The 20,838-nt window shown below is 56.0% G+C and carries 20 protein-coding genes and 1 riboswitch; of the genes, 13 read left to right on the forward strand and 7 right to left on the reverse strand.

Annotation, left to right across the window (positions count from 1 at the left end; genetic code table 11):
- Positions 1 to 72 precede the first annotated feature (72 nt).
- On the forward strand, positions 73 to 1,758 hold the full coding sequence (gene hutU, locus ACT9TW_RS11860) for a urocanate hydratase (protein WP_446492453.1): 1,686 nt from the start codon (positions 73 to 75) through the stop codon (positions 1,756 to 1,758).
- Positions 1,758 to 3,278, forward strand: coding sequence for a histidine ammonia-lyase (gene hutH / locus ACT9TW_RS11865; protein WP_446492454.1), 1,521 nt, complete (start codon positions 1,758 to 1,760; stop codon positions 3,276 to 3,278). Before hutU ends, hutH begins: the two co-directional genes overlap by 1 nt.
- An 85-nt stretch (positions 3,279 to 3,363) precedes the next feature.
- On the opposite strand, the gene ACT9TW_RS11870 is transcribed toward hutH, so the two are convergent.
- Together ACT9TW_RS11870 and bioA are read right to left on the reverse strand one after the other, a co-directional pair.
- Positions 3,364 to 3,840 (reverse strand): kinase inhibitor, encoded by a 477-nt coding sequence (locus tag ACT9TW_RS11870; protein WP_446492455.1) that lies wholly within the window; start codon positions 3,838 to 3,840, stop codon positions 3,364 to 3,366.
- A 70-nt stretch (positions 3,841 to 3,910) separates the two neighbouring features.
- Positions 3,911 to 5,200, reverse strand: coding sequence for an adenosylmethionine--8-amino-7-oxononanoate transaminase (bioA, locus tag ACT9TW_RS11875; RefSeq protein ID WP_446492456.1), 1,290 nt, complete (start codon positions 5,198 to 5,200; stop codon positions 3,911 to 3,913).
- Positions 5,201 to 5,286: 86 nt separating this feature from the next.
- Between bioA and bioB the strand changes: the two genes are divergently transcribed.
- The 4 genes from bioB to bioD are packed head-to-tail and all read left to right on the forward strand — an operon-like array spanning position 5,287 to position 8,914.
- Positions 5,287 to 6,327, forward strand: a complete 1,041-nt coding sequence (bioB, locus tag ACT9TW_RS11880) for a biotin synthase BioB (protein WP_446492457.1) — start codon at positions 5,287 to 5,289, stop codon at positions 6,325 to 6,327.
- Positions 6,324 to 7,481 carry an 8-amino-7-oxononanoate synthase gene (gene bioF / locus ACT9TW_RS11885; RefSeq protein WP_446492458.1) on the forward strand — a complete coding sequence of 386 codons (1,158 nt, stop codon included), beginning with the start codon at positions 6,324 to 6,326 and terminating at the stop codon, positions 7,479 to 7,481. The genes bioB and bioF overlap by 4 nt, the downstream gene beginning before the upstream one ends.
- On the forward strand, positions 7,465 to 8,220 hold the full coding sequence (gene bioC, locus ACT9TW_RS11890) for a malonyl-ACP O-methyltransferase BioC (protein WP_446492459.1): 756 nt from the start codon (positions 7,465 to 7,467) through the stop codon (positions 8,218 to 8,220). Before bioF ends, bioC begins: the two co-directional genes overlap by 17 nt.
- On the forward strand, positions 8,213 to 8,914 hold the full coding sequence (bioD, locus tag ACT9TW_RS11895) for a dethiobiotin synthase (protein WP_182060092.1): 702 nt from the start codon (positions 8,213 to 8,215) through the stop codon (positions 8,912 to 8,914). Before bioC ends, bioD begins: the two co-directional genes overlap by 8 nt.
- Here bioD and ACT9TW_RS11900 read toward each other — a convergent pair.
- A complete protein-coding gene (locus ACT9TW_RS11900; protein ID WP_446492460.1) occupies positions 8,877 to 9,599 on the reverse strand; it encodes an ABC transporter ATP-binding protein in 723 nt (240 codons plus the stop codon). The two genes, bioD and ACT9TW_RS11900, sit on opposite strands and share 38 nt — an antisense overlap.
- A gap of 751 nt (positions 9,600 to 10,350) precedes the next feature.
- On the opposite strand from ACT9TW_RS11900, the gene uvrB reads away from it, so the two are divergent.
- Positions 10,351 to 12,366 carry an excinuclease ABC subunit UvrB gene (gene uvrB / locus ACT9TW_RS11905; RefSeq protein ID WP_182060094.1) on the forward strand — a complete coding sequence of 672 codons (2,016 nt, stop codon included), beginning with the start codon at positions 10,351 to 10,353 and terminating at the stop codon, positions 12,364 to 12,366.
- Positions 12,367 to 13,040: 674 nt separating this feature from the next.
- Here the strand turns inward: uvrB and yvcK are convergent.
- Positions 13,041 to 13,949, reverse strand: coding sequence for a uridine diphosphate-N-acetylglucosamine-binding protein YvcK (gene yvcK / locus ACT9TW_RS11910; protein WP_182060095.1), 909 nt, complete (start codon positions 13,947 to 13,949; stop codon positions 13,041 to 13,043).
- A 226-nt stretch (positions 13,950 to 14,175) separates the two neighbouring features.
- Positions 14,176 to 14,310: riboswitch (molybdenum cofactor riboswitch) on the forward strand.
- On the opposite strand from yvcK, the gene moaA reads away from it, so the two are divergent.
- The 6 genes from moaA to ACT9TW_RS11940 all read left to right on the forward strand — a co-directional run bounded on the left by moaA (position 14,298) and on the right by ACT9TW_RS11940 (position 17,777).
- Entirely contained in the window at positions 14,298 to 15,287 is a 990-nt protein-coding gene (gene moaA, locus ACT9TW_RS11915; RefSeq protein ID WP_446492461.1) for a GTP 3',8-cyclase MoaA, read from the forward strand. Its footprint overlaps the riboswitch before it by 13 nt.
- A 24-nt stretch (positions 15,288 to 15,311) precedes the next feature.
- Positions 15,312 to 15,824, forward strand: coding sequence for a molybdenum cofactor biosynthesis protein B (gene moaB, locus ACT9TW_RS11920; RefSeq protein WP_446492462.1), 513 nt, complete (start codon positions 15,312 to 15,314; stop codon positions 15,822 to 15,824).
- 3 nt (positions 15,825 to 15,827) lie between these two features.
- Positions 15,828 to 16,313, forward strand: coding sequence for a cyclic pyranopterin monophosphate synthase MoaC (moaC, locus tag ACT9TW_RS11925; protein ID WP_166717434.1), 486 nt, complete (start codon positions 15,828 to 15,830; stop codon positions 16,311 to 16,313).
- The gene (gene moaD, locus ACT9TW_RS11930) at positions 16,306 to 16,551 is read left to right on the forward strand and encodes a molybdopterin synthase sulfur carrier subunit (RefSeq protein WP_182060098.1); all 246 of its coding nucleotides are present in this window, start codon (positions 16,306 to 16,308) and stop codon (positions 16,549 to 16,551) included. Before moaC ends, moaD begins: the two co-directional genes overlap by 8 nt.
- A 1-nt stretch (position 16,552) precedes the next feature.
- Entirely contained in the window at positions 16,553 to 17,005 is a 453-nt protein-coding gene (gene moaE, locus ACT9TW_RS11935; protein ID WP_446492463.1) for a molybdopterin synthase catalytic subunit MoaE, read from the forward strand.
- 64 nt (positions 17,006 to 17,069) lie between these two features.
- Positions 17,070 to 17,777: a Bax inhibitor-1/YccA family protein gene (locus tag ACT9TW_RS11940; RefSeq protein WP_182060099.1), complete on the forward strand. Its 708-nt coding sequence runs from the start codon at positions 17,070 to 17,072 to the stop codon at positions 17,775 to 17,777.
- A 91-nt stretch (positions 17,778 to 17,868) separates the two neighbouring features.
- Here ACT9TW_RS11940 and ACT9TW_RS11945 read toward each other — a convergent pair whose 3' ends face one another.
- Genes ACT9TW_RS11945 through ACT9TW_RS11955 form a run of 3 tightly spaced genes read right to left on the reverse strand, consistent with a single transcriptional unit; the run spans position 17,869 to position 20,827 of the window.
- Complete coding sequence (locus ACT9TW_RS11945; protein ID WP_446492464.1) at positions 17,869 to 18,831, reverse strand: lysylphosphatidylglycerol synthase domain-containing protein; 963 nt, start codon at positions 18,829 to 18,831, stop codon at positions 17,869 to 17,871.
- On the reverse strand, positions 18,831 to 20,069 hold the full coding sequence (gene clsB, locus ACT9TW_RS11950; RefSeq protein ID WP_446492465.1) for a cardiolipin synthase ClsB: 1,239 nt from the start codon (positions 20,067 to 20,069) through the stop codon (positions 18,831 to 18,833). Before clsB ends, ACT9TW_RS11945 begins: the two co-directional genes overlap by 1 nt.
- On the reverse strand, positions 20,066 to 20,827 hold the full coding sequence (locus ACT9TW_RS11955; RefSeq protein WP_446492466.1) for an endonuclease/exonuclease/phosphatase family protein: 762 nt from the start codon (positions 20,825 to 20,827) through the stop codon (positions 20,066 to 20,068). The genes clsB and ACT9TW_RS11955 overlap by 4 nt, the downstream gene beginning before the upstream one ends.
- Between the last annotated feature and the right edge of the window lie 11 nt (positions 20,828 to 20,838).

Below are 20,838 nucleotides of genomic sequence, written 5' to 3' on the forward strand. Positions count from 1 at the left end.
AACCATCCTTGTGTGTGCTTGTCTATACAAGTATATCTATTTGTATCATCTGTCCCGTATGAGGAGCACACAATGTCGTCAGGTAAATACCGCCAGCAGGATGTCCGCGCCGCGCGTGGCACCACGCTCACTGCAAAAAGCTGGCTCACCGAAGCACCGCTGCGCATGTTGATGAACAACCTTGATCCTGAGGTCGCAGAAAATCCCCATGAGTTAGTGGTCTACGGCGGCATTGGCCGCGCTGCGCGCAACTGGGAGTGCTACGACGCCATTGTAGAAGCCCTGACTCAACTGGAGAACGACGAAACTCTGCTGGTGCAATCCGGCAAACCGGTCGGCGTATTCAAAACCCACAAAAACGCGCCGCGCGTGCTGATTGCAAACTCAAACCTGGTGCCACACTGGGCGACCTGGGAACACTTCAACGAGCTGGACGCGAAAGGGCTGGCGATGTACGGCCAGATGACCGCAGGTAGCTGGATCTATATTGGCAGTCAGGGGATTGTGCAGGGAACCTATGAAACCTTCGTTGAGGCCGGTCGTCAGCACTATAACGGCTCGCTGAAAGGCCGTTGGGTACTGACTGCGGGCTTGGGCGGAATGGGCGGCGCACAGCCGCTGGCCGCAACGCTTGCCGGTGCCTGTTCCCTGAACATTGAATGCCAGCAGAGCCGCATCGATTTCCGTCTGCGTACCCGCTATGTCGATGAGCAGGCCGAAAACCTTGATGACGCGCTGGCACGCATTAAAAAATATACCGCTGAAGGCAGAGCTATGTCGATTGCCCTGTGCGGTAACGCGGCGGATATCGTCCCGGAACTGGTGGCTCGTGGTGTTCGCCCGGATTTAGTCACCGACCAGACCAGCGCACATGACCCGCTCCACGGCTATCTGCCTAAAGGCTGGACGTGGGAAGCCTATCAGCAAAAAGCCGAAACCGACCCTGAAGGCACAGTGCTCGCGGCAAAACAATCCATGGCAGAGCACGTGAGCGCCATGCTGGCGTTCAGCAAAATGGGCATCCCTACCTTCGATTACGGCAACAACATCCGCCAGATGGCCAAAGAGATGGGCGTTGCCAACGCCTTTGATTTCCCGGGCTTCGTACCGGCTTATATCCGCCCGCTGTTCTGTCGTGGTATTGGCCCGTTCCGCTGGGTGGCCCTGTCCGGCGACCCGGAAGATATCTACAAAACGGATGCAAAAGTTAAAGAAATTGTCGCAGACGACGAACACCTGCATCACTGGCTGGATATGGCCCGCGAACGCATTAACTTCCAGGGCTTACCTGCGCGCATCTGCTGGGTAGGGCTGGAATGGCGTCAGAAGCTGGGCCTGGCGTTTAACGAAATGGTGCGCAGCGGTGAAGTCTCCGCGCCGATTGTTATCGGACGCGACCACCTCGATTCCGGTTCGGTCGCTAGCCCTAACCGTGAAACCGAAGCCATGCGTGACGGTTCGGATGCGGTATCCGACTGGCCATTACTGAATGCGTTACTGAACACTGCCAGCGGTGCAACCTGGGTATCGCTGCACCACGGCGGCGGCGTAGGAATGGGCTTCTCCCAGCATTCTGGGATGGTCATTGTCTGCGACGGTACTGACGAAGCGGCCGCGCGTATCGCTCGCGTGCTGCATAACGACCCGGCAACCGGCGTGATGCGTCACGCGGATGCGGGTTACGAGATAGCGGTTGAATGTGCCAAAGAGCAGGGGCTAAACCTGCCGATGATCCCTGCCACACAAGGAAAGCTTTAATGAACGCTCTTACACTCACTCCCGGTTCACTGACGCTAAAACAGCTGCGTAACGTCTGGCGTCACCCGGTGACACTGGCGCTGGATGAAAGCGCCCATCGCGCAATTAACGACAGCGTTGCCTGCGTCGAGGCCATTGTGGCCGAAGGGCGCACCGCCTACGGTATCAACACCGGATTTGGCCTGTTAGCCCAGACGCGAATTGCGACTCACGATCTGGAAAACCTGCAACGCTCGCTGGTGCTTTCCCATGCGGCGGGTGTGGGTCAGCCGCTGGATGATGAGATTGTCCGTCTGATGATGGTGCTCAAAATCAACAGCCTGGCGCGTGGTTTTTCTGGCATCCGACTGAGCGTTATCCAGGCGCTGATGGCGCTGGTGAATGCAGGCGTTTATCCGTGGATCCCGGCGAAAGGCTCTGTGGGCGCCTCCGGCGACCTGGCTCCGCTGGCGCATATGTCTTTGCTGCTGCTGGGTGAAGGCAAGGCGCGCTGGCAGGGGGAGTGGTTACCTGCAACAGAAGCGCTAAAAAAAGCCGGTCTGGCACCGATTACGCTGGCGGCGAAAGAGGGCCTGGCGCTGCTCAATGGGACGCAGGCATCCACTGCGTTTGCCCTGCGCGGTCTGTTTGAAGCCGAAGATCTGTTTGCCTCGGCGGTGGTGTGCGGTGCATTGACCACCGAAGCTGTGCTCGGCTCACGTCGTCCGTTTGATGCTCGTATTCACGAGGTGCGCGGTCAGCGTGGGCAGATTGATGCCGCTGCGATGTACCGTCATTTACTCACGGATACCAGCGACATTGCCGAGTCTCACCATAACTGTGACAAGGTGCAGGATCCGTATTCCCTGCGCTGCCAGCCACAGGTGATGGGGGCGTGTCTGACTCAACTTCGTCAGGCGGCAGAGGTATTGCTGGTGGAAGCCAACGCGGTGTCGGATAACCCGCTGGTGTTTGCCCAGGAAAACGAAGTGGTGTCCGGTGGTAACTTCCACGCTGAGCCTGTGGCAATGGCAGCAGATAACATTGCGCTGGCGATTGCCGAAGTGGGGGCGTTATCTGAACGCCGTATCGCGCTGATGATGGACAAACATATGTCTCAGCTGCCACCGTTCCTGGTGCGTAACGGCGGGGTGAACTCGGGCTTTATGATTGCCCAGGTGACGGCCGCGGCGCTGGCAAGTGAGAACAAAGCACTGTCGCATCCGCACAGCGTGGACAGCCTGCCGACATCGGCAAACCAGGAAGATCACGTTTCTATGGCTCCGGCTGCCGGGCGTCGTCTGTGGGAAATGGCCTCTAACACCCGTGGAGTACTGGCGGTTGAGTGGCTGGCAGCCTGTCAGGGAGTTGACCTGCGTGAAGGGCTGAAATCCAGTGCGTTACTGGAGCAGGCACGCCATGTTCTGCGCGAGCATGTCACGCATTACGATGACGACCGTTTCTTTGCCCCGGATATTGATAAGGCGATGCAGCTTCTTGAAGAAGGGCGGCTGGTGGGATTGTTACCGTCGGTGCTGTAATTGTTTGCCCGGTGGCGCTGCGCTTACCGGGCCTACGGGTGCAAAATATCGGCCGGGTAAGGCGAAGCCGCCACCCGGCTTTTTATCAGGAGTACATCGCCGTTATCGACGCACTTCCAAGCGTTTGGAAGTGCACGTTAAAGCCCACCATCGCGCCGCTGGCACCTTCGTCCACTTCTATCCTATCCACATCCAGTGCATGAACCGTGAAGATATAGCGGTGGGTTTCCCCTTTTGGTGGCGCAGCGCCGCCGTACCCCGCTTTACCAAAGTCGGTACGCGTCTGGAGCGCGCCCTCTGGCAGGGCGGCAACGCCAGAACCCGAACCCTGTGGCAGTACGCGCGTGCTGGCAGGCAGGTTGGCGACAATCCAGTGCCACCAGCCGGAGCCTGTTGGTGCGTCCGGGTCGTAGCAGGTGACGACAAAGCTTTTGGTTCCCTCAGGAACGTCATCCCAGGCCAGATGCGGGGATAAATTATCCCCCTGATATCCCATTCCGTTAAATACGTGGCGCTCAGGCAATTTCTCGCCGTCGCGCAGATCCTGACTGATGAGTTTCATTCGTTTTCTCCGTACTGAGCCGTGCAAAAAGTGTAATGCATAAACAGAGTACCGAAGCTAACGCCCTGGATTAAATCGCAAAATGTGCGGGAACCTTAACCGCTTCGACAACCGCGGCGGTCAGCTTGCGCAGCTGATCCCCGGTAATGAGATATGGCGGCATCAGATAGATAAGCTTACCGAAAGGACGAACCCAGACGCCACGCTCGACGAAGAAGCGTTGTAGCGCGGCCATATTCACTGGATGTGTTGTCTCAATCACGCCAATAGCGCCAAGCACGCGCACATCTGCAACAAACTCAGAGCCCGATGCCGCGCTGAGCTCCTGCTGAAGCTGCGCTTCAATTGCAGCCATCTGGGTTTGCCATTCGCCGCTCTCAAGGATGGCAAGGCTTTCGCTCGCGACCGCACAGGCCAGTGGATTTCCCATAAACGTCGGGCCATGCATAAAGCAACCTGCTTCACCGTCGCTGATGGTATCGGCAACGTGGCGTGTGGTGAGCGTGGCGGAAAGCGTCATCGTGCCGCCGGTCAGCGCTTTACCCAGGCACAGAATATCCGGCGCAATACCGGCATGTTCACAGGCAAACAGTTTGCCGGTGCGGCCAAAGCCGGTGGCTATCTCATCGGCAATCAGCAGAATGCCCTCGCGATCGCACATCTTACGAATACGTTTCAGCCACTCGGGATGGTACATGCGCATCCCGCCTGCACCCTGCACAACAGGCTCGAGGATCACCGCGGCTATCTCATGGCGGTGCGCGGCCATCAGTCGCGCAAAGCCGACCATGTCCATCTCGTTCCACTCACCACCGAAACGGCTTTGTGGCGCCGGGGCAAACAGGTTTTCCGGCAGGTAGCCCTTCCACAGGCTGTGCATCGAGTTATCCGGATCACAGACCGACATCGCGCCGAAGGTATCCCCGTGATAACCGTTGCGGAAGGTGAGGAACCGCTGGCGGGCCTCGCCTTTTGCGTGCCAGTACTGCAGCGCCATTTTCATCGCCACTTCAACGGCGACTGAACCCGAGTCCGCGAGGAAAACGCATTCCAGAGAGTCAGGTGTCATCGCTACCAGACGGCGGCAAAGGTCAACCGCAGGCTGATGAGTGATGCCGCCGAACATCACGTGCGACATCTGGTCAATCTGCGCTTTCATCGCCGCGTTCAGACGCGGATTGTTGTAGCCGTGAATGGCGGCCCACCAGGAGGACATCCCGTCAACAAGCCGCTCTCCGCTGGCAAGATGCAGTTCGCAGCCGTGGGCAGAGGCCACCGGGTAAACGGGCAGCGGGTTCGTCGTGGAAGTGTAAGGGTGCCAGATATGCAGCTTATCGAAGGCGAGATCGTCCTGGGTCATAATCGACTTGTAAACCATTTTGAAAAGTTTTAGGTTTACGAGTATAAACCGAACCGAAAATTAACAAAACCCTTTGGAGAAGCCCGATGGCTCACCACGCACGCTGGACAATGTCGCAAGTCACTGAATTATTTGATAAGCCTTTCCTTGATCTGCTGTTTGAAGCGCAAACGGTACACCGCCAGCACTTCGACCCGCGTCATGTGCAGGTCAGTACGCTGCTGTCGATCAAGACGGGCGCGTGCCCGGAAGATTGCAAATATTGCCCGCAAAGCGCTCGCTATAAAACCGGTCTTGAATCCGAACGCCTCATGGAAGTGGAGCAGGTTCTGGATTCTGCGCGTAAAGCGAAAAACGCAGGATCGACCCGTTTTTGCATGGGTGCTGCGTGGAAGAACCCACACGATCGCGACATGCCCTATCTGGAACAGATGGTGAAAGGCGTGAAGGAGATGGGGCTGGAAGCCTGTATGACGCTGGGAACGCTGAATGACGATCAGGCGCAACGTCTGTCTGCTGCGGGTCTGGATTACTACAACCATAACCTCGACACCTCTCCCGAGTTTTACGGCAACATCATCACCACGCGTACCTACCAGGAGCGCCTGGACACCCTGGATAAAGTACGTGATGCGGGCATCAAAGTGTGTTCTGGCGGTATCGTTGGCCTGGGCGAAACGGTGAAAGATCGCGCCGGTCTGCTGCTGCAACTGGCCAACCTGCCAACCCCACCAGAAAGCGTGCCAATCAACATGCTGGTGAAGGTGAAAGGTACGCCGCTGGCGGATAACGACGATGTCGATGCGTTTGATTTTATCCGCACCATTGCGGTCGCGCGCATCATGATGCCGACCTCATTTGTGCGCCTGTCTGCCGGGCGCGAGCAGATGAGCGAACAGACGCAGGCGATGTGCTTTATGGCTGGTGCGAACTCTATCTTCTACGGCTGCAAACTGCTGACCACGCCAAACCCGGAAGAGGACAAAGACGTCCAGCTGTTCCGTAAATTAGGGCTGAATCCGCACCAGACTGATGTGCTGACGGGCGATAACGAGCAACAGCAGCAGCTGGAGCAGCAAATTTTCAACGCCGATACTGACCAGTTTTACAACGCGGCAGCTGTATGACCTGGCAACAACGCATAAACACCGCCCTGGAGGAACGCCGGGCGGCGGAGGCTTTTCGCGTACGCAGGGTTGTGGAAAACGGTGCAGGCCGTTTTCTCACCCGCGACAATCAGCGTTTTTGCAACTTCTCCAGTAACGATTATCTGGCCTTAAGTCAGCATCCGCAGATTGTCCGCGCCTGGCAGCAGGGAGCCGAACGTTACGGCGTGGGCAGTGGGGGATCAGGCCACGTCAGCGGTTACACCACAGCCCATCAGGCGCTGGAGGAAGAGCTTGCCGACTGGCTGGGATATCCCCGTGCGTTGCTGTTTATCTCGGGTTTTGCGGCCAATCAGGCGGTGATTACCGCCCTGATGGGGAAAGACGACAGAATTGTGGCCGACCGTTTAAGCCATGCCTCGCTACTGGAGGCGGCAAACCTGAGCCCGGCGCAGCTTCGCCGCTTTGCCCATAATGACGCCACCCCGCTTCACGCTTTGCTGGACAAACCCTGTGACGGCCAACAGCTGGTGGTGACGGAAGGGGTGTTTAGCATGGACGGCGACAGCGCACCGCTAAACGCCCTGCATGACGTTGCGCAGCAGCATAACGCCTGGCTGCTGGTGGATGATGCCCACGGGATCGGCGTGGTGGGTGATGAAGGGCGCGGAAGCGCGTATCACCAGGGCATGAAACCCGAATTGCTGGTGGTGACGTTCGGTAAAGGATTTGGTGTCAGCGGAGCGGCGGTGCTGTGCAGTGAAACGGTTGCCGATTATTTACTGCAATTCGCACGACACTTGATTTACAGCACCAGTATGCCGCCTGCGCAGGCCGTGGCGTTATCTGCGTCAAAGCAGGTAATACGTGGGGATGACGGAGAAGCACGTCGGCAGCGCTTAGCGCAACACATCCGGCATTTCCGCCAGGGCTTAAGTACGCTGCCTTTCCAGAGCACTGACTCACTGAGTGCAATTCAGCCGGTGATCGTAGGGGATAACGGCCGGGCACTGAAGCTGGCGCAAATGCTACGCGAAAAGGGCATGTGGGTGACGGCGATCCGCCCGCCGACCGTACCTCCTGGCACGGCGCGGTTACGCCTTACGCTCACAGCGGCTCACGAAACGCAGGATATCGATACGCTGCTGGAGGCGCTGTATGCCGCCCGTCAATAAAGAGGCCATTGCCGCTGCGTTTGGCCGCGCGGCGCAGAGCTATTCACAACACGATGCACTGCAACGTCAGAGCGCGCGTGGGTTGCTCAGCGCGCTGGGCGAGAGCCATTTCCCGCAGGTGCTGGATGCCGGATGTGGCCCGGGCGCGAACAGCCGCTACTGGCGCGCCGCGGGAAGCTGTGTGACAGCTATCGATCTCTCTTCGCAAATGCTTGACGAAGCACGCCAGCAACAGGCAGCTGACCGCTATCTGGTCGCGGATATTGAAGCCATTCCCCTGCCAGACGGGCAGTTTGACCTGGTGTGGAGCCACCTTGCAGTGCAGTGGTGCAGCAGCCTGCCTCAGGCGTTGCATGAGCTGTATCGCGTGGCACGATCCGGCGGAAAAATCGCATTCACCACGCTGCTTGAAAGCTCTTTGCCGGAGCTGAATCAGGCCTGGCACGTGGTGGATGCCGGGACGCACGCTAACCGGTTTTTATCGCTGGATGAGGTGCTCCAGGCGCTGAAAGGCTGGCGTAACCGCAGCGTGGTGCAGACCATTACGCTCAGTTTTAGCGATGCCCTCAGCGCCATGCGCTCGCTGAAAGGCATTGGGGCGACGCATTTGCATTCAGGGCGGGACGTAAAACCGCTTACCCGTGGTCAGTTGCACCGTTTAGAGATGGCCTGGCCGCAGCAACAGGGCGAGTTTCCGCTCTCTTATCAACTTTTTCATGGGATTATCGAACGTGACTGAACGTTATTTTGTCACCGGCACCGATACGGAAGTCGGTAAGACGGTTGCCAGCTCGGCGCTATTGCAAGCGGCGAATCTGCAAGGGTTTATCACCGCGGGCTACAAACCTGTGGCCTCGGGCAGTGAGATGACAACAGAGGGATTACGCAATACGGATGCGCTGGCGTTGCAACGTAACAGCAGCCTTACGCTGAGCTACTCGCAGGTGAATCCCTACACATTCGCCGAGCCAACCTCGCCGCACATCGTCAGTGCAGACGAAGGCCGGGCGATTGATTTCGCGGTGTTGTCGAAGGGATTACGCGCTCTGGAGCAACAGGCAGAGTGGGTACTGGTGGAAGGAGCTGGCGGCTGGTTTACACCACTTTCGGATCAACAAACCTTTGCCGATTGGGTACAGGCCGAACAGCTCCCGGTTATCCTGGTGGTGGGGGTGAAGCTTGGCTGCATCAACCACGCTATGCTGACTGCGCAGGCCATCCAGCAGGCGGGGTTGCGCCTGGCGGGCTGGATAGCCAACGATGTGGTCGCACCAGGCAGGCGTCATCAGGAATATCTGGCAACACTAAAACGCGTGCTGCCCGCGCCATGCCTGGGTGAGATCCCCTGGCTTGCTGAGGGGGCCGACAGTGCCGAAACTGGTCACTATCTGGATCTCAGCGTCTTGCCTCCAGTGTCATCCAGTGGGCAATAAGCTCATCATTCAGCTCGTTAACGTGGCCCTGTGCCACGTTACGCCCGCGATACAACATGCAGAAGCGGTCCGCAACCCGACGGATAAACGACAGCTGCTGCTCCGCTAACAGTACCGTCATACCCAGCTCACGGTTCAGCCTTATCAACAGTTGCCCAAGCTTCTGGGCAAAGCTCGGCCCTGCGCCGTGCATCGGTTCATCCAGAATCAACACCCGCGGGCGATTCACCAGGGCGTTGGCTATCGCCAGCTGATACTGAATATCGGGCGATAACCCGTTGGCGCGTGTCTGGCGCAGCGTATAGAGCTGCGGGAAAAGCGCGTAAACCTCGCTTTTGGCGGAGGCATCAGGCTTTCCCGTGGCCCGCATCGCGATATGCAGATTCTCTTCAATGGTCAACTGCGAGAAAATCCGTCTGTCCTGCGAGACGTAGCCAATGCCAGGTCGGTTTCTCTGTTCAGGTGGCTGGCTGAGCAGATCGCGCGGTGGTGCCCCCGCTTCATGCCAGATGATGGTTCCGCTCTCAACGGGTAAATTGCCCGCGATGCAGTTCATCAGCGTGGATTTCCCCATACCCGGCAGGCCAACGACCCCCGTACACAGGCCTGGCGGTAAATCTAAATCAACATTCCATAGCGTATGTTGGCTTCCGTAAAACTGATTAACTGCACGCAGACTCAACATATTTCTCTCCTTAAAAATCGATGTGGGTATGGCTCGTACGGATTGTGCAAAACTCCTGCCAGAACCGTTAAGTTGATTAAAAAAGAGACTTTTTTAGGAATGAGCCTGGGGCAAAGTAGGGATGCGGCACGGAATTGCACAGTGGCAGTGCTGGCGGTGTTGAGTTGTGGTGCAGCGATAAAATCACTGAATTGTGATTAAGATCTCACCAATCCGTTATGTCTGACGCAACTGATTATCATCAAAAAACAGCTATAAAATTTTTTTGTCACCCCACCGGTGGGAAAAACCGGGAATTAGCTGAGTGGCGGTCTATACGGGCTGGAAGCAGTTATCCACTATTCCTGTGGATAACCATGTGTATTAGAGTTAGAAAACACGCGATAAGCGAGAGAACACGCGGCTTACACCTGAATTGGTGCGAAACGCGGCTTTAGAAAATATCGGTTAAAAATCAAATTGTTATATAAAAGCAATTAGCGTAATGAAACTGTCACTGGTTGCCACAAAACTTTCATTACACGGCTTGACAAATGTTAAAAAAGAAAAAGTTCTGGGGATAACCCGGGTTCGCTGGTGTTTTATTTTGTCGCAGTCTAAATTTTGACCTGGATTACGCTAATCAATCGGACGCTACTCTAAATATCCTGACACGCCACTGGTTTTTCATCCAGTATTTTTTACTGGCAATCCTGGCAGCTGCGAGTAAAATTACTCACCTGCCGCTAATTACGTCATCAGGTCATCGCCCATGAGTAAACCGTTCAAATTGAATTCTGTTTTCAGCCCTTCAGGCGACCAGCCTGAGGCGATCCGTCGCCTGGAAGAGGGGCTGGAAGACGGTCTGGCACATCAGACGCTTCTGGGCGTTACCGGCTCGGGTAAGACCTTTACCGTTGCCAACGTCATTGCGGATCTCCAGCGCCCCACTATGGTGCTTGCCCCGAATAAAACCCTGGCGGCTCAGCTTTATGGTGAGATGAAAGAGTTCTTCCCGGAGAACGCGGTGGAGTACTTCGTTTCTTACTACGATTACTACCAGCCAGAAGCGTATGTCCCAAGCTCCGATACCTTTATCGAAAAAGATGCGTCGGTGAACGAACACATCGAACAAATGCGTTTGTCGGCAACCAAAGCGCTGCTGGAACGCCGCGATGTGATTGTGGTGGCTTCGGTGTCAGCTATCTACGGTCTGGGCGACCCGGACCTGTACCTGAAGATGATGTTGCACCTTACCCAGGGGATGATCATCGATCAGCGTGCGATTTTGCGCCGCCTGGCAGAGCTGCAATACACCCGCAACGACCAGGCCTTCCAGCGTGGTACGTTCCGCGTGCGCGGCGAAGTTATCGATATCTTCCCGGCAGAGTCAGACGATATTGCACTGCGTGTTGAACTGTTCGATGAAGAGGTTGAGCGGCTGTCGTTGTTTGACCCGCTGACCGGGCATGTGGAATCGGTCATTCAGCGTTTCACGGTTTACCCTAAAACGCACTACGTGACCCCGCGTGAACGTATTGTGCAGGCGATGGAAGATATTAAAGACGAGCTGGCAGACCGCCGTAAGGTGCTACTGGCGAATAACAAGCTGCTCGAGGAGCAGCGTTTAAGCCAGCGTACCCAGTTTGATCTGGAGATGATGAACGAGCTGGGTTACTGCTCCGGTATCGAAAACTACTCGCGCTTCCTCTCTGGCCGCGGGCCGGGCGAGCCACCGCCAACCCTGTTTGACTACCTTCCGGCGGACGGCCTGCTGGTGGTGGATGAATCCCACGTGACGATTCCGCAGATTGGCGGCATGTATCGCGGCGACAGGGCGCGTAAAGAGACGCTGGTAGAGTACGGTTTCCGCCTGCCATCAGCGCTGGATAACCGCCCGATGAAGTTTGAAGAGTTTGAAGCACTTGCTCCGCAAACTATCTACGTGTCGGCAACGCCGGGCAGCTATGAACTGGAGAAATCGGGCGACGAGGTGGTGGACCAGGTGGTGCGTCCTACCGGTCTGCTGGATCCGATTATCGAAGTACGCCCTGTTGCTACGCAGGTTGACGATCTTCTGTCTGAGATTCGTATCCGCGCTGCCATCAATGAACGCGTTCTGGTGACGACCCTGACCAAGCGCATGGCGGAAGACCTGACTGAATATCTTGAAGAACACGGTGAGCGCGTGCGGTATCTGCACTCGGATATCGATACCGTGGAGCGTATGGAAATTATCCGTGACCTGCGTCTGGGCGAGTTCGACGTACTGGTGGGGATCAACCTGCTGCGAGAAGGTCTGGATATGCCTGAAGTGTCGCTGGTCGCGATTCTGGACGCCGACAAAGAGGGCTTCCTGCGTTCTGAGCGTTCCCTGATCCAGACCATTGGCCGTGCCGCGCGTAACGTGAACGGTAAGGCGATCCTCTACGGCGATAAGATAACCCCATCGATGGCGAAAGCGATTGGTGAAACGGAACGTCGACGCGAGAAACAGCAGCGTTATAACGAAGAAAATGGTATTACGCCGCAAGGGCTGAACAAGAAGGTGGTGGATATTCTGGCGCTGGGTCAGAACATCGCCAAAACAAAAGCAAAAGGGCGGGGCAAGGCGCGTTCAGTGGTAGAAGAAGATACTGTCGTGCTGACACCAAAAGCGCTCCAGCAGAAAATTCATGAGCTGGAAGCGCAGATGATGCAACACGCGCAGAATCTGGAGTTTGAAGAGGCTGCGCAAATCCGTGACCAGCTGCATCAGTTGCGGGATCTGTTTATTGCGGCATCGTAACAAAAGCAAAATGGCAGCCAAAAGCTGTACTGCTTGTCAGTTAAGCACGGTGCATGATTCCGTTCACCTTAATATCAGCAGAAAATAATTCGTTCAGAACCTGTGAACGGGATAAGGGGGCCACCGCGGCCCCCTTATCAATCCCCGCGGCCCGCAATGAAATCGGTGCTTCGCACTGCGCTCACCTCCCGACCGTCTGCCTGCGGTTCGCCGATTTCTGCGGGACTCAACAACCGTGCCATTTTCAGGCCGCAGAGAAGGTTGAGGGTGCGTGAGTCCGGCTGAAAATCGCCGAAGCGTTTCCTGTAGGCCGGGGCGAGGCGCATGGATGCGCCGAGAGGGCGGATTTACAGGGACGTTACCTCCGCCCGTCCCCGATAAGCCGGAAGGAATAAGCTGAGGGTACCGCGAAGCGGTGATTTTCTTTGCCGGGAGCCCGGGTTGCCAGGGTAGCGGCGGTGAGCTACCCTGGCACGTTCACGGGTATTGTGGTGACAGAGTAGCAAAGAACATAAAGTGAACGGAATAACCACCACAGCCGTATGTTCCCCCTCACCCCAGCCCTCTCCCCAAAAAGGAGAGGGAGCCGTCCGTGCTCGTATTTTTTGTGGGGATCCCTCAACCCTGTGGGAGAGGGGCGGGGTGAGGGCACCAGACCGCACTGAAGCAAAACCTTAACCCAACGCCTGAATCGCCTTCTCCAGTGCTTCACGCAGCAGATGACGATCGTGGCGATACTGAATATCGCTGGCTTCCAGTGGCTCCTGCACCACGACGCGTGCGCCGATCCCCGACACATCAGCTTTCGGCCCAACCACAACCGCGTCGATGATTTTTTTCCCGACGTACTGCTCCATGATACCGAGCTTGTCCGCAAGCGTCAGGCTTGCTGCCGCCGGGCTCAGTTCACGCCCTAAATTACCGATATAGACCACCGGAGCTGGTGTTCTGCGCAGGGCCTGAGCCAGCTCTTTTACCAGCAGAATGGGCATCAGGCTGGTGTAAAAACTTCCCGGCCCAATCAGGATCAAATCCGCTTCGCCGATAGCATCGACGGCTTCACGCGTAGCGGGAACGCCCGGATATGTCATGAGCTCTTTCGGCGGCAGGGTCAGCTGGTCAATATTCACTTCGCCGTAAACTTCATGGCCTTCCACATCAATTGCCATCAAGTCGACCGGTTGTTCAGACATCGGAATCAGGAACGCATCAACTTTAAGCAGATTACGTATTAAATTGATGGCTTCAAGAGGACGCACGCTCAGGTGATCCAGCGCCTTTAACATCAGGTTTCCGAGGTTATGGCCAGAAAGTTCGCCATTACCGGCAAAACGGTACTCAAACATCGCTGACGCCACGCTCGGTTCGGTAATTAACTGATTTAAACAGTTACGCATATCGCCCCACGCGATACCGCCTTCCGAACGACGAATGCGCCCTGTAGAACCGCCGTTATCGGTTGTAGTGACTATCCCTGTAAGCCTGGATCCAAGAGAGGAAAGTGAAGACATCACCCGCCCCAGACCGTGGCCTCCGCCAAGAGCGACAACCCGATCAAGATCCGCAAAAGTGCGATTGCGCATACCTATTCCTTATCACGTTCGAACAGCGTAACAGTAACCTAACTACCCCTAAAAGACGATGCTTCACCCGGTGCAAAATGACGTATATCAATGCGAAAGTACCGTTTTTGCGTATTCTGTTACGAAAATGCACGATCATGTCGCTATATATGAAATTATATAGCGAAAACCGATAATGGCGAAGAGCTGATTTCCGCGCTACTATCGCCTTAACCACGTTTTCGAATTTGAAAACATACACTCTAGCCTTTGTGCCTGTGTCGAAAGATATGGCGCTCTGGCCGTGGCGGATTTGCCACCAGGGTACAGAAAGAAATGACTGTGCCTCCCGTATCTGGAAAGGTGTACATGGCTTCACAACTTACTGATGCTTTCGCGCGTAAGTTCTTTTACTTACGTCTGTCGATTACCGATGTGTGCAATTTCCGTTGCACCTACTGTCTGCCTGACGGTTACAAACCTGGCAGTACCACCAATAATGGCTTTCTCTCCGTGGATGAAGTGCGCCGCGTCACGCGTGCGTTCTCTGAACTCGGCACCGAAAAAGTGCGGCTGACCGGGGGAGAACCTTCTCTGCGTCGCGACTTTCCCGACATTATCGCTGCGGTGCGCGAAAACGACCGTATCCGTCAAATTGCGGTAACCACCAATGGGTATCGCATGGCACGGGACGTGGCGAACTGGCGTGACGCTGGCCTGACGGCGATCAACGTCAGTGTCGATAGCCTTGATGCACGCCAGTTCCATGCAATTACCGGCCAGGATAAGTTTCGGCAGGTGATGGACGGCATTGATGCGGCGTTTGCTGTCGGTTTCGAGAAGGTGAAAGTCAATACGGTGCTAATGCGCGATGTAAACCACCATCAACTGGACACCTTCCTGGCGTGGATCAAATCACGCCGCATTCAATTGCGTTTTATTGAGCTGATGGAAACCGGCGAGGGCAGCGAGCTGTTCCGTCGTCATCACATCTCCGGCATGGTGCTGCGCGACGAACTGCTGAAACGCGGCTGGATCCACCAGATCCGCCAGCGCAGCGACGGCCCGGCGCAGGTCTTTTGCCACCCTGATTACGAAGGGGAAATCGGGCTTATCATGCCTTATGAGAAAGAGTTCTGTGCCAGCTGTAATCGCCTGCGCGTCTCGTCTGTGGGCAAGCTGCACTTATGCCTGTTCGGGGATGGCGGCGTAGACCTTCGCGATCTGCTGGAAAACGATGCTCAACAGGGCGCGCTTGAAGCGCGCATTTCCGAAGCGCTGACGCATAAAAAACAGACCCACTTCCTGCATCAGGGCAACACCGGAATTACTCAGAACCTGTCATACATTGGCGGGTAATCAGTCTTAAGAAGGAACCAGAAGATGAGTCAGGTAAGCGCAGAATTTATCCCGACACGCATTGCTATTCTTACCGTTTCTGAACGCCGTGGTGAAGAGGATGATACCTCTGGCCACTGGCTGCGCGATGCGGCACACGAAGCCGGGCACCATATTGTGGATAAAGCGATTGTTAAAGAGAACCGCTACGCCATCCGCGCCCAGGTTTCCCAGTGGATCGCCGGCGATGACGTGCAGGTGGTGCTGATCACCGGCGGGACCGGTTTTACCGCAGGGGATCAGGCTCCCGAAGCGTTGATTCCTCTGTTTGATCGCGAAGTGGAAGGCTTTGGCGAAGTGTTTCGGATGCTCTCATTTGAAGAGATTGGCACCTCAACCTTGCAGTCCCGCGCGGTGGCGGGGCTGGCGAACAAAACGCTGATCTTTGCCATGCCAGGCTCCACCAAAGCGTGTCGTACCGCGTGGGAGAACATCATCGCGCCGCAGCTCGATGCCCGCACCCGTCCGTGTAATTTCCATCCCCATTTAAAGAAATAAGTTATGTCGCAACTAACCCACATTAACGCCGCAGGCGAAGCGCATATGGTGGATGTGTCTGCCAAAGCCGAGACGGTGCGCGAAGCGCGTGCTGAAGCTTTCGTTACCATGTTGCCTGAAACCCTGGCGATGATTATCGATGGCAGCCACCACAAGGGTGATGTGTTTGCTACCGCACGCATTGCCGGTATCCAGGCCGCGAAACGGACCTGGGATTTGATCCCACTGTGCCACCCGTTGATGCTCAGTAAGGTTGAGGTAAACCTGCTGGCGCAGCCGGAACACAACCGCGTGCGAATTGAATCACTTTGCCGTTTAACCGGGAAAACCGGCGTTGAGATGGAAGCGCTGACGGCGGCCTCTGTCGCCGCGTTGACCATCTACGATATGTGTAAAGCCGTGCAAAAAGACATGGTGATTGGCCCGGTTCGTCTGCTGGCAAAAAGCGGCGGGAAATCTGGTGATTTTAAGGTGGACAGCCATGATTAAAGTGCTCTTTTTTGCTCAGGTCCGCGAGCTGGTCAACACCGATAGTCTGACCCTGGAAACCTCATTCGATAACGTTGCCGCACTGCGCGCACATCTGGCAGAACAAAGCGACCGCTGGGCGCTGGCGCTGGACGAAGGCAAATTACTGGCAGCTGTTAATCAGACTCTGGTGGATTTTAACCATCCGCTGAAGGCCGGTGACGAAGTGGCGTTCTTCCCGCCGGTAACAGGAGGCTGAAATGGCTGAAACCCGAATTCTGGTAGGTCATGACCGCTTCAGTGTCGGTACAGAATACAACTGGCTGGCAGAGCGCGACGAAGATGGCGCAGTTGTCACCTTCACCGGCAAAGTGCGTAACCACAATCTTGGCGACAGCGTGAAAGCGCTCACGCTGGAGCACTACCCGGGCATGACCGAAAAATCGCTGGCGGAGATCGTGGAAGAGGCGCGCGGACGTTGGCCGCTCGGGCGCGTCACGGTTATCCACCGCATTGGCGAAATGTGGCCGGGCGAAGAGATCGTGTTTGTTGGCGTGACCAGTGCGCATCGCAGCAGCGCGTTTGCGGCGGGCGAATTTATTATGGACTACCTCAAAACCAAAGCGCCATTCTGGAAGCGTGAAGCGACGCCAGAAGGTGAGCGGTGGGTGGAATCGCGTGACAGCGATGAACAAGCTGCTGGTCGTTGGTAGTCAGTTTATGTGGATGTGTTAGTCTTAAAACGTGTGTCTACTTAATCTTAATCAGGAGTGAATCATGGACCGATTTCCGCGTTCCGATTCTATAGTGCAGCAGACCCGAACCGGGCTGCAAACGTATATGGCCCAGGTGTACGGCTGGATGACAGTCGGCCTGCTGCTGACCGCGTTTATTGCGTGGTACGCCGCAAATACACCTGATCTGATGATGTTTATCTTTTCCAGCAAAATCACCTTCTTTGGGTTGATCATCGCCCAACTGGCGCTGGTGTTTGTCCTCTCAGGCCTGGTGCAAAAGCTCAGCGCCGGCATGGCGACCACGCTGTTTATGCTGTACTCGGCGCTGACCGGGCTAACGCTTTCGAGTATTTTCATCGTTTACACCTATTCCTCCATCGCCAGTACATTTGTGGTGAGCGGCGGGATGTTCGGCGCGATGAGCCTGTACGGTTACACCACAAAGCGCGATTTGAGCGGTTTTGGCAGTATGCTGTTTATGGCGCTGATTGGGATCGTGCTGGCATCGCTGGTGAACCTGTGGCTGAAGAGTGAAGCGCTGATGTGGGCGGTGACCTACATTGGGGTGATTGTCTTTGTCGGGCTGACGGCCTACGACACCCAGAAACTGAAAAATATCGGCGAGCAGATTGATGTACGCGATAGCTCAACGTTGCGCAAATACTCCATCCTTGGCGCACTGACGCTGTATCTGGACTTTATCAACTTGTTCCTGATGTTGCTGCGGATTTTGGGCAACCGTCGCTAGAGGTTGGTGCGGCCTGGTGCCCTCACCCTGACCCTCTCCCACGGGAAAGGGAACAAACACTAAAAACGGCAACCTTGTTGCCGTTTTGCTTTTATTTTGCCAGTGCCTTCTCATTCTTCTCCCGCAACTTTTTCGCCCGGCTCTCCAGCAGCAAATAACAGACCGTCGCCAGCGCCAGCGGCAGGAAGTAATAGAGCATTCGATACGCGAGCAGGGCGGCGATAATCGTTCCCTGAGAGACGTGCTCCCCGGCAAGCAGGGCGATAAACACCGCTTCCAGCACGCCAATCCCTGCCGGAATATGGACAATTACACCCGCGATACTGCTCACCAGCAGCACGCCAAGCACAAAGAAGTAATTCACGTCTTCGCCAATCAACAGCCCTATAATCGCCCCCATTGCCATCCAGTTGGCGCTGGAAATCGCCATCTGTAATACCGCGAACTTCCATGATGGCAGCACCAGTTTTTGCCCTTTGATGGTTATATGGCGGCGTTTAGCAAACGTGCAGGCCCACAGATAGAAGGCGATAATCAGCAGCAGCACCATGCCAAGAATCCGCAGTGTGGTTTCGTCGACATACCAGTGAGCAGGCAACTGCACCACGCCGGTGGTGAAGATCACCCCGCCGAGCAGAATGTAACCCAGCCAGTTGGTCGTGATGCTCAGTGAGAAAATGCGGGTGATGGTGCCGCTGGGCAGTCCAAGACGCGAATAGAGGCGGTAGCGCATCCCGATGCCGCCCACCCAGGTGCTGAGCGTCAGGTTGAAGGCATAGCAAATAAACGACACCAGCATCACCTGCCGTTTCGCCAGTTTATGGCCGCAGTACTTTCGCCCCAGCAGGTCGTAACAGCCGTAAATCAGGTAACTTACAATCACCAGTCCAGACGCGCCCAGCAGTACCATACGGTTGTAGTTGCGGATAACCTTCCACACCTCTTCCCAGTCGACTGTCCGGGCGTACACCACCAGCAGCACCGCGACGGCGATAAAGAAAAGCCAGGTGAGGATTTTCTTAGCCAGGCGCCAGCGAGGATGGGAGTGTGACATCAGGTTTTTCCTCCATCTTCCACTTCAACGCGATCCTGTGTTTCCATTTCAGGCTGTACCGGCGGGTTGACCAGCGCAAGCTTAGGTGTGTGTGCGGGCAGCCAGCCGACCATGGCCGGGAAATGGCGCAGGAAGTGGAACACCACCACGCCGATACCGAGGTTCCACCAGGTGCGTTTGGGCACCATAGAGTCATCCACTCGCACGCAGTCGTTAACGATCAGCCCCTGAAGGTTATCGCGCAGGGTCTGGTTGAACTGGCGATCGTGGACGATCAGATTGGCTTCCAGATTGAGCGACAGGCTCAGAGGGTCGAGATTACTGGAGCCCACGGTCGCCCAGTGATCGTCCATCAGTGCGACTTTTCCATGCAGCGGTCGGCGGCGGTATTCGTAAATTTGCACACCACCTTTCACCAGATAGTTATACAGCAGACGTGCGCCGACTTTGACAATCGGCATATCGGGCTCGCCCTGCACAATCAGTTTCACCCGCACACCGCGACGTGCTGCATTGCGCATGGCGTGCAACAAGCGGTAGCCGGGGAAGAAGTAGGCGTTGGCAATAATTACCTCGCGCTTCGCATTCGCCAGCATCTTCAGATAATGACGCTCAATATCATCCCGGTGCTCGCCGTTATCCCGCCAGACAAACAGCGCCTGCGCTTCGCCGGGCTTGCGGTTCTCTTCCGGACGATGGCGGCGCTTCCACCAGCGTCGCACAGTATTATTACCCGGCAGGTTTTCCAGTTCGAACAGTAAGATGTCCTGAACCACCGGGCCTTCGATACGGATCGCGTAATCCTGCTTGGCCTCCGGGCCATAGTCAGACATATGTTCTGCGGAATAATTAATGCCGCCGACAAAGGCGACCGCTTCATCAACCACCACAATTTTGCGGTGCATACGGCGAAAGAGATTGGTGCGCATGCCAAACAGACGCGAGCCGGGATCGTAGTAGCGGAATATCACGCCCGCCGACGTGAGTTCATTGACGAATTCGTCGCTCAGATCCGGAGAGCCATAGCCGTCGAGCAGCACTTCGATTTTAATGCCGCGCAGGGCGGCGCGCAGCAGCACGCTATGTAACTGTTTCCCCACCTCGTCCTCGAACCAGATAAAGGTTTCGAGGATCACTTTCTGCTGCGCATGGTCAATGGCCTTGAACACCGCAGGATAATAGTTATCGCCATTTTCCAGCAGCGTGATGCGGTTTCCTTCCTGCCATGAGCATCTCATAAGTGGATCTCCGCGCTAAGCGGGGCGTGGTCGGAAAGATGGCGCCAGTTGAGTAACGCCAGGGCAGTCGGGGTGCTGGCATGGGCATTTTTCACGTAGATGCGGTCAAGTCGCAGCAGGGGAAAGCGCACCGGGAACGTCCGCGCGGGGCGGCCATTGGCGCGGGTAAAAATCTCCTCCAGCCCGGCATCCACCTTCAGTGGGTGATTGGCCCGCTGACGCCAGTCGTTAAAATCACCCGCCACCACCACCGGCTCACCTTCTGGTAGGGCATTGCTCCATTCGGCCAGCATCTTTAGCTGCGCCTTACGGTGCGCTTCACGCAGGCCGAGATGCACGCAGCCAACGTGAACGGGAAATTCCAGTTCGGGTGGGATAATGCGACAGTAAAGCAGCCCGCGTTTTTCGCTTTCGCCCACGGAAACGTCGCGGTTTTCGTAATATTCGATCGGGAAACGCGATAGCACCGCGTTGCCGTGGTGGCCTTCAGGGTAAACCGCGTTACGCCCATAGGCATAATCACTCCACATCGTATCTGCCAGAAATTCGTAGTGCGGCGTGTCGGGCCAGTTTTCGACATGCATTGGGTGCACGTCGTGGGCACCCATCACTTCCTGTAGGCAGACGATGTCCGCGCTGACGGTGCGTACAGCGTCGCGCAGCTCCGGTAACATGAAGCGGCGATTAAATGCTGTGAAGCCTTTGTGAATGTTAATTGTCAGCACTTTAAGCGATAAATGCTGCGTTTTATGCGTCATAAGCACCTTCC

It is taken from the genome of Enterobacter sp. C4G1, assembly GCF_052886895.1.